This window comes from Pseudomonas baetica, from assembly GCF_051216495.1.
GTDB lineage: Bacteria > Pseudomonadota > Gammaproteobacteria > Pseudomonadales > Pseudomonadaceae > Aquipseudomonas > Aquipseudomonas baetica_B.
The window spans coordinates 1-7,926 of the sequence record NZ_JBPKAM010000173.1 but is presented as its reverse complement, the minus strand read 5'-3'; the positions used below and the strand labels follow the sequence as shown (position 1 = coordinate 7,926).

8 protein-coding genes are annotated in these 7,926 nt (G+C 64.1%); 7 read left to right on the top strand and 1 reads right to left on the bottom strand.

Annotated features, from left to right (window positions below):
- Positions 1-93 precede the first annotated feature (93 nt).
- A complete protein-coding gene (locus ACSFE6_RS30170) occupies positions 94-930 on the bottom strand; it encodes an IclR family transcriptional regulator (protein WP_435431028.1) in 837 nt (278 codons plus the stop codon).
- 246 nt (positions 931-1,176) lie between these two features.
- Here ACSFE6_RS30170 and ACSFE6_RS30165 point away from each other — a divergent pair, with 246 nt between their 5' ends.
- The 7 genes from ACSFE6_RS30165 (at position 1,177) to ACSFE6_RS30135 (ending at position 7,833) form a co-directional block, all read left to right on the top strand.
- Positions 1,177-2,202, top strand: coding sequence for an ABC transporter ATP-binding protein (locus tag ACSFE6_RS30165; RefSeq protein ID WP_435431027.1), 1,026 nt, complete (start codon positions 1,177-1,179; stop codon positions 2,200-2,202).
- The gene (locus ACSFE6_RS30160) at positions 2,199-3,068 is read left to right on the top strand and encodes an ABC transporter permease (protein ID WP_435431026.1); all 870 of its coding nucleotides are present in this window, start codon (positions 2,199-2,201) and stop codon (positions 3,066-3,068) included. Before ACSFE6_RS30165 ends, ACSFE6_RS30160 begins: the two co-directional genes overlap by 4 nt.
- Before the next feature lie 6 nt (positions 3,069-3,074).
- Positions 3,075-3,869 carry an ABC transporter permease gene (locus ACSFE6_RS30155; protein ID WP_435431025.1) on the top strand — a complete coding sequence of 265 codons (795 nt, stop codon included), beginning with the start codon at positions 3,075-3,077 and terminating at the stop codon, positions 3,867-3,869.
- Between the two features lie 7 nt (positions 3,870-3,876).
- Positions 3,877-4,167: a (2Fe-2S)-binding protein gene (locus tag ACSFE6_RS30150; protein WP_435431024.1), complete on the top strand. Its 291-nt coding sequence runs from the start codon at positions 3,877-3,879 to the stop codon at positions 4,165-4,167.
- Between the two features lie 133 nt (positions 4,168-4,300).
- The gene (locus tag ACSFE6_RS30145) at positions 4,301-5,656 is read left to right on the top strand and encodes an FAD-dependent oxidoreductase (RefSeq protein ID WP_435431023.1); all 1,356 of its coding nucleotides are present in this window, start codon (positions 4,301-4,303) and stop codon (positions 5,654-5,656) included.
- On the top strand, positions 5,653-6,768 hold the full coding sequence (locus ACSFE6_RS30140) for an NAD(P)/FAD-dependent oxidoreductase (RefSeq protein ID WP_435431022.1): 1,116 nt from the start codon (positions 5,653-5,655) through the stop codon (positions 6,766-6,768). Before ACSFE6_RS30145 ends, ACSFE6_RS30140 begins: the two co-directional genes overlap by 4 nt.
- Positions 6,769-6,786: 18 nt before the next feature.
- Complete coding sequence (locus ACSFE6_RS30135; protein WP_435431021.1) at positions 6,787-7,833, top strand: ABC transporter substrate-binding protein; 1,047 nt, start codon at positions 6,787-6,789, stop codon at positions 7,831-7,833.
- Positions 7,834-7,926: the final 93 nt, after the last annotated feature.

The window sequence follows — 7,926 nt, the reverse complement described above, 5'->3', positions numbered from 1 at the left end:
CCCCCCCCCCCTCCTCCCCCCCCCCCTCCCCCCCCCCCCCCCCCCCCCCCCCCCCCCCCCCCCCCCCCCCCCCACAAGGGGTCAGTGGTGGTTTCAGGTCTGCCCAAACACCTGCGAAGGCCGCCGCAACAACGGATCAAATGGATTGATCCGCGGCCCGATCAACGCCGCTTCGCGCTTGAGCATCTCCACCACCGTCGGCAAGCGATCCGGCCCCAGCCGATCCGTCACGGTCGCCACACTCAAGGCCGCCACCGCCCGGCCTTCGCGATCGAGAATCGGCACCGCCACCCCGGCCATGCCCTGCAACACGCCGGTGTTGCGCCCGGCGTAGCCGAGCTTGCGCACATTCTCGACTTCCGAGCGCAGGAAGACCTCGTCATACAGATGGAAATCCTTGAGTCGCGGCAAGTTGTAGTGAATTACCGTGTCGCGCTCTTCTTCCGGCAGAAATGCCAGGATCGCCAGACTGCCCTGCCCCACGCCCAGCGCCACCCGCCCGCCAATGTCACCGGTGAAGGTGCGGATCGGAAACGGCCCTTCACTACGATCCAGGCAGATCGCATCGAAACCGCTGCGTGCCAGTAGAAACAGCGAATCCCCCAGCGACGCCGATAGCCGCAGCAGCGACGGGCGCACCAGTTCGCGCAGGTTGCCACTGTTGCCCGCCCGAGCAGCCAGGGCGAAAAAATCCAGGCTCAGGCGATAGCGTTTGCTGCGCGCGTCCTGCTCGACCATGCCCTCGTCCATCAGGCTGCGCAGCAAGCGGTGCGTAGTGGGCTGCGACAAACCGATTTGTTGCGCAAGTTGCGTCACCCGCTCGCCGCCTTCGATGGTATCGCCCAATGCTCGCAGCACCGCGAACAACCTTGAGACGGCGCCGACACCGACTTCATTTTTGTTTTCATTCCGCTCAATGGAATCTGACATTGATTTTCTCGATAATTAATTTATTCACCGAATAAAACTGAAAATAGTCATCGATTCAGTGAAATAGGCCATTGAGCCCATCCTAGTCTTCGCCCTAATCTGCGTCCAGACCGGGGCGATTCGAACAACAGCGGCAGCCGACTCACGTCGAGCGCCAACGCACCCCGCAAACATTTTTTCGTATCTGCCCATACAAAAAAGCGCGCCCACAGGCTGCGCATAACAATCTCAGGTGGAGGCGCAGTCATGGCTTTTTTGCAACTTCAGAAACTCGGCAAGCGCTACGGTGAAATCGACGCCGTGGTCGCCACCGACCTCTCGGTCGAGAAAGGTGAATTCGTTTCCCTGCTCGGCCCCTCCGGATGCGGCAAGACCACCACCCTGCAAATGATCGCCGGCTTCGTCGAAGTCAGCAGCGGGCGAATCGTGCTGGACGGTCGCGACATCACCCACGCCAAGCCCGCCAGCCGTGGACTGGGCGTGGTATTCCAGAGTTATGCGCTGTTCCCGCACATGACCGTCAAGGACAACGTCGCCTTCGGCCTGCGCATGCGCAAGGTGCCGAATGCCGAGATCCAGCAGCGCGTCGAGCGGGTACTGAAACTGGTGCGCCTGCACCAGCACGCCGAACGCTACCCACGGGAACTATCCGGTGGCCAGCGCCAACGCGTCGCTTTGGCCCGGGCGCTGGTGATCCAGCCGCCGGTGCTGCTGCTCGATGAACCGCTGTCCAACCTCGACGCCAACCTGCGCGAAGAGATGCAATTCGAGATCCGCCGCATCCAGCGCGAAGTGGGCATCACCACGCTGATGGTCACCCACGACCAGTCTGAAGCCCTGTCGATCAGCGACCGCGTGGTGGTGATGCAAGCCGGGCGCATCACCCAGATCGACGCGCCCTACACCCTCTACGAACACCCGCGCACAGAGTTCATTTCCGGCTTCGTCGGCAAGGCCAATCTGCTGCCCGGTGAGCGGGACACCGCGGGCGTCGTCCAGGTGTGCACCTATGGCGCCGGTGAACTGACCCTAAGCCTGCGCCCGGAAAAAATCGATTTGCGCGAGGCGGGGGTTGGTCGCCTGCAAGGCAAAATCAGCAGCCGCTTCTTCCTCGGTAGCCAATGGCTGTACGGTGTGTCGACGAGCCTCGGAGAACTCTGCGTGGTGCGCCGCAACGATGGCTCCGCACCGCTAAGCGAAGGTACGGCGGTCGGCCTGGATTGGGACGCGGCGCTGTTGCGGGTGCTGAGTGTCGACGAGGTGGCAGCATGAGTACCCTCGCCGCCATTCGCCAGGGACGCCAGGGTTACTGGCTGTCGGCACCAGCCCTGGCGCTTTACGTCAGCCTGCTGGTAATACCGCTGTTGCTGACCCTGGTGCTGTCATTCAACGTGTTTGACTACGGCTCGGGCATCAACGCCGACGCCTACACCGCCGAACATTACGGCAGCCTGCTGGGCGATCCGTACTTCTACGAAATTTTCCTGCGCACCCTGTGGATCAGCGCGCTGACCACGGTGCTCTGCGTGCTGATCGGTGTGCCCGAGGCCTACATTCTCAGCCGCATGGGCACCCCGTGGCGTTCGATCTTCCTGATCCTGATCCTCACCCCGTTGCTGATTTCGGTGGTGGTGCGCGCCTTCGGCTGGAGCCTGTTGCTCGGTGCCGACGGCCTGGTCAATCAGGTTCTGCAGGCCCTTGGTGGCTCGCCGATGAAGCTGCTCTACACGCCGTTCGCCGTGGTAATTGCGCTGGTGCACGTGATGCTGCCGTTCATGATCATTCCGGTCTGGACCTCGTTGCAGAAGCTCGATCCGGCAGGCCCGCAGGCTGCGTTATCGCTGGGCGCCAGCCACTTCACGGTGATCCGTCAGGTCGTATTGCCGCAGATCATGCCCGGAATCCTGTCCGGGACCCTGATCGTGTTCGGCCTCGCCGCCAGTTCCTTCGCCATCCCCGGCCTGCTCGGCGGGCGTCGCCTGAAGATGGTCGCCACATTGATCTACGACCAGTACCTGTCGGAACTCAACTGGCCCATGGGTGCTGCCATCGCCGTCGCTCTGTTGCTCATCAACCTGCTGATCATGCTGTCGTGGAACCGCATGATCGAAGGCCGCTACAAGAAGTCATTGGGATAATTCGCCATGTCCAGGAACGGTCCTTTCGCCCTGCTGTTTCATGCCCTGGTGGTGCTGTTCATGCTCGCGCCACTGGTGGTGGTGTGCCTTGTCGCCTTCACCCCGGAAAACACCCTGAGCCTGCCAACCACTGATTTTTCCCTGCGCTGGTTCCGGGCGGTGTTCGAGCGTGCCGACTTTGTCGATGCGTTCTACAACAGCCTGATCCTCGCCTTCAGCGCGGCCTCGCTGGCAACACTGATTGCAGTGCCGGCGGCGCTGGCGATCACCCGCTTCGAATTCCCCGGCCGGGATTTCTTCAACGGCCTGTTTCTGTCGCCAATCATCATCCCGCACCTGGTACTAGGGGTGGCGTTGTTGCGTCTGTTTGCCCTGATGGGCGTCAACGGCAGCTTCGCCTGGCTGATCTTCGCCCATGTGCTGGTGATCACGCCGTACGTGCTGCGACTGGTGCTGGCCTCGGCCATCGGCCTGGACCGCAGTGCCGAACACGCCGCGCAATCCCTGGGGGCCGGGCGCTTCACGCTGTTTCGCCAGATCACCCTGCCGATGATCCTGCCGGGGGTCGCCGGGGGCTGGTTGTTGGCGTTCATCAACAGTTTCGACGAGGTCACGCTGTCGATCTTCGTCACCTCGCCGGCCACGCAAACCCTGCCGGTGCGCATGTACGTCTACGCCACCGAATCCATCGATCCGATGATGGCGGCGGTGTCGGCATTGGTGATCGCGCTGACGGCGCTGACCATGATTCTGCTCGATCGGGTGTATGGCCTGGATCGGGTCCTGGTGGGCAAACAATGAGGGCGCCATGGCTCTGCTGAAACGACTGGCCGAAGGCGACCGCCCGGCCCTGGACTTTACCCTCGACGGTCAACCGGCCCGCGGCCTGCTGGGCGACACCGTGCTGACGGCGGTGCTGACCTCAAGTGAACACCTGCGCGGCAGCGACTTCAACGCCGAACCCCGCGCCGGTTTCTGCCTGATGGGCGCCTGCCAGGACTGCTGGGTGCGCCTGGGCGACGGCCGCCGCGTCCGTGCCTGCTCGACCTTGCTCGAAGCCGGACAACACATCAGCCGTGAACCGGGGCGAACGATATGAACTTGCACTCCATCTGCAGAAACCCAATCCCCTGTGGGAGCGAGTCGGCTCGCGAAAGCACTCTTTCAGTCGCCGTAGATGTCGACTGTGCCGCCGTCTTCGCGAGCAAGCCCGCTCCCACAGGGGGTCGGATATGAAGCCCGTCGTTGTTATCGGCGCTGGCCCGGCCGGTATTCGTGCAGCGCAGACGCTGGTGAGCCACGGTGTCATCCCGGTGTTGCTGGACGAGGCCGCACACGGTGGCGGTCAGATCTATCGGCGTCAGCCGGCCAATTTCAAGCGCTCGCCGGTCAAGCTGTATGGCTTCGAAGCGCGCAAGGCCAACGCCCTGCACCAGACCATCGACACACTGCGCGAACAGATCGATTACCGCCCCGACACGCTGGTGTGGAACGCCGAGGACGGTGCCCTCGACACCTTGCACGACGGGCGTGCCGCGCGACTGGAATTTTCCCGGGTGATCGTCGCCACCGGCGCCACCGATCGCATTCTTCCTGTGCCTGGTTGGACGCTTCCTGGCGCCTACAGCCTCGGCGCTGCGCAGATCGCCCTGAAGTTCCAGGGCTGCGCCATCGGCGAGCGCGTGGTGTTCGCCGGCAGCGGACCGTTGCTGTATCTGGTCGCCTATCAGTACGCCAAGGCTGGGGCGAAGGTGATCGCGGTGCTCGACAGCTCGCCCTTCAGCGCCCAGGCCCGCGCCCTGCCCGGCCTGCTGGCACAACCGGCCACACTGGCCAAAGGCATCTATTACCGCGGCTGGCTCACCGCCCATGGCATCCCGGTGCATCAAGGGGCAACCCTCAAACGCGTCGAGGGCACAGACCGCGTACAAGCGCTGTCCTGGTGCGACGCAAAAAACCAGCACCGACTGGACTGCGATGCCGTCGCCTTCGCCCACGGCCTGCGCAGCGAAACCCAGCTAGCCGACCTGCTCGGCTGCGAATTCGCCTGGAACCCTCTCAACCGCGCCTGGTTGCCACGCCGGGACCGTGCCGGACGCAGCAGTGTCGCCGAGGTGTACCTGGCCGGTGATGGCGCCGGGATCATGGGCGCCGACGCCGCGGAAATGGCCGGCGAGCGTGCTGCCTTGGCGCTGCTGGAAGATATGGGTTGCTTGATCCGGGCAGAACGTACCGATCAGTTGGAACAGGCGCTGCAACGCATCGGCGATTTTCGCCAGGGTCTGGAACGCGCCTTTGCCTTTCCCCAGAACTGGGCCGCCGGGATCGCCGATGAAGTGATGATCTGCCGCTGTGAAGAAGTCCGCGCCGGCGACATTCGCCAGGTGGTGCGCGAAGGCCACTGGGAAATCAATCGGGTCAAGGCCCACTGCCGGGTCGGCATGGGCCGTTGCCAGGGTCGAATGTGCGGCGCCGCCGCCGCGGAAATCATTGCTTGCGAGAGTCAGCGCGCCGTGTCCGAGATCGGCCGGCTGCGAGCCCAGGCACCGATCAAGCCGTTGCCCTTTGGCCTGGAGATCGACGCATGATTGAAGTCGACGCAGTGATCATCGGCGGCGGTATCGTCGGTGCTTCGGCCGCGCTGTTTCTCGGCAAGGCCGGCCGCCGCGTGACGCTGCTGGAGCGGGACTTTTGCGGTTCGCATTCCAGCGGCGTGAACTATGGAGGCGTGCGCCGTCAGGGACGCCCCCTATCGCAACTGCCGCTGTCGCAACGCTCCCACGCTATCTGGGCACAGCTGCCGCAGTTGATCGGCATCGACGGCGAGTACCAACGCAGCGGTCACCTGAAGCTGGCCCGCAGCCCCGACGATTTGCGTGCCCTGCAAGACTACGCCGCCAGCAGCCAGGGCTTCGGCCTCGATTTGCAAATGCTCGACCGCACCGAATTGCGCGCACGATTCCCATGGGTCGGCGATGTCGCAGTGGGCGCCTCGTATTGCCCGGATGACGGTCACGCGAACCCGCGCCTGGTGTCCCCGGCGTTCGCCCAAGCGGCGCGGCGCCACGGTGTGCAGGTGCACGAACAATGCGCGGTCACGGCCGTGGAGCACGACGGTCAGCGCTTTCGCGTGCGCACGCAAACCGGCCTGGAGCTGCACGCGCCCTGGTTGTTGAATTGCGCCGGAGCCTGGGCCGGTAGCCTGGCCGCGCAATTCGGCGAGCCAGTGCCGATGCATTCCGGACACCCGGCGATGCTGGTCACCGAGCCGTTGCCGCTTGTGATGGATGCCAGCACCGGCGTCGAGGGCGGCGGCATCTATGCCCGCCAGGTCGCGCGCGGCAATTGCGTGCTGGGCGGCGGCCAGGGCTTTGCCCTCGACAATGCCCGCGCCCGCCCCGGTCAAGGCGCCGTGCTGGAAATCCTGCGCCAGGCCGTCGAGCTCTATCCGTTCCTTGAAGGCGCCCAGGCCATTCGGACCTGGAGCGGCACCGAAGGTTATCTGCCTGATCGCCAACCGGTGATCGGCCACAGCCGTACCCAGCCAGGTCTGTTGCATGCGTTCGGCTTTGCCGGTGCGGGCTTCCAGATCGGCCCGGCGGTGGGCCAGGCGCTCACCGAGATCATCTGTAGCGGCGCGTCAAAGACGCCGCTGGATGCGTTTTCCATCACCCGGTTTCACTCCATCTCCGTAGCTTGATAGAGGAAGGTCGCGCCAATGAAAAACATCAAACGCACTGCTCTGCTCGGTTTGTCCTGCATGAGCGCCCTGCTCACGGTCAGTCAGGCCCATGCCGAGCCGACGCTTTACCTGGGCATGAACGGCGGGACCATGGAGCGGCTGTACGCCGACAAGGTGTTGCCGGCCTTCGAAAAGGCCAACAACGTCAAGGTGGTGATCGTGCCCGGCACCTCCGCCGACATCCTGGCCAAGGTCCAGGCCAGCAAGGGCAACCCGCAGATGCACGTGATGTTCCTCGACGACGGCATCATGTACCGCGCCATCGCCATGGGCCTGTGCGACAAACTCGAAGACAACCCGACCCTGGCGCAGATTCCCGCCAAGGGACGGATCAAGGAACAGGCGGTGGCCGTCAGCCTCGGTGTCACCGGGTTGGCCTACAATACCCGCCTGTTCAAGGAGAAAGGCTGGAGCGCGCCGACCTCGTGGATGGACATGGCCGACCCGCGTTTCAAGGACAAACTGGTGTTCCAGTCGATGGCTTCCTCCACTTTCGGCCTGCATGGTTTCCTGATGTTCAACCGCATCCAGGGCGGCAGCGAAACCGATGTCGAACCGGGGTTCAAGGCTTGGCCGAACAGCGTCGGGCGTAACGTGCTGGAGTACATTCCGAGCTCGGCGAAGATTTCCGAAATGCTCCAGACCGACGAAGCTGCCTTGTTCCCGCTGACCCCGACCCAGGTCACAGCGTTGAAGCTCAAGGGCATGCCGGTGGAATACGCGCAACCGAAAGAAGGCGCCGTGGTGCTCAACGTTGCCGAATGCGCCATCGCCAACAACACCCAACCGGAACTGGCACAAAAACTCGCCGCCTTCCTGTTGACTCCCGAAGCCCAGGCCGCCGCCCTCGAAGATGGCGACCAGATCCCGTCCAACCCCAACACCCCGACCACCGACCGCACCCGCGGACAGGTCGAGGCGATGAAGCAATATCTACAGACGGCGATTGCGGTGGATTGGGACCAGGTCAACGAACAACGTCCGGCGTGGAATGCGCGGTGGAATCGCAGTATCGAGCGCTAAGCTGCTGACACTACACCTTGTGGGGGGGGGGGGGGGGGGGGGGGGGGGGGGGGGGGGGGGGGGGGGGGGGGGGGGGGGGGAGGAGGGGGGGGG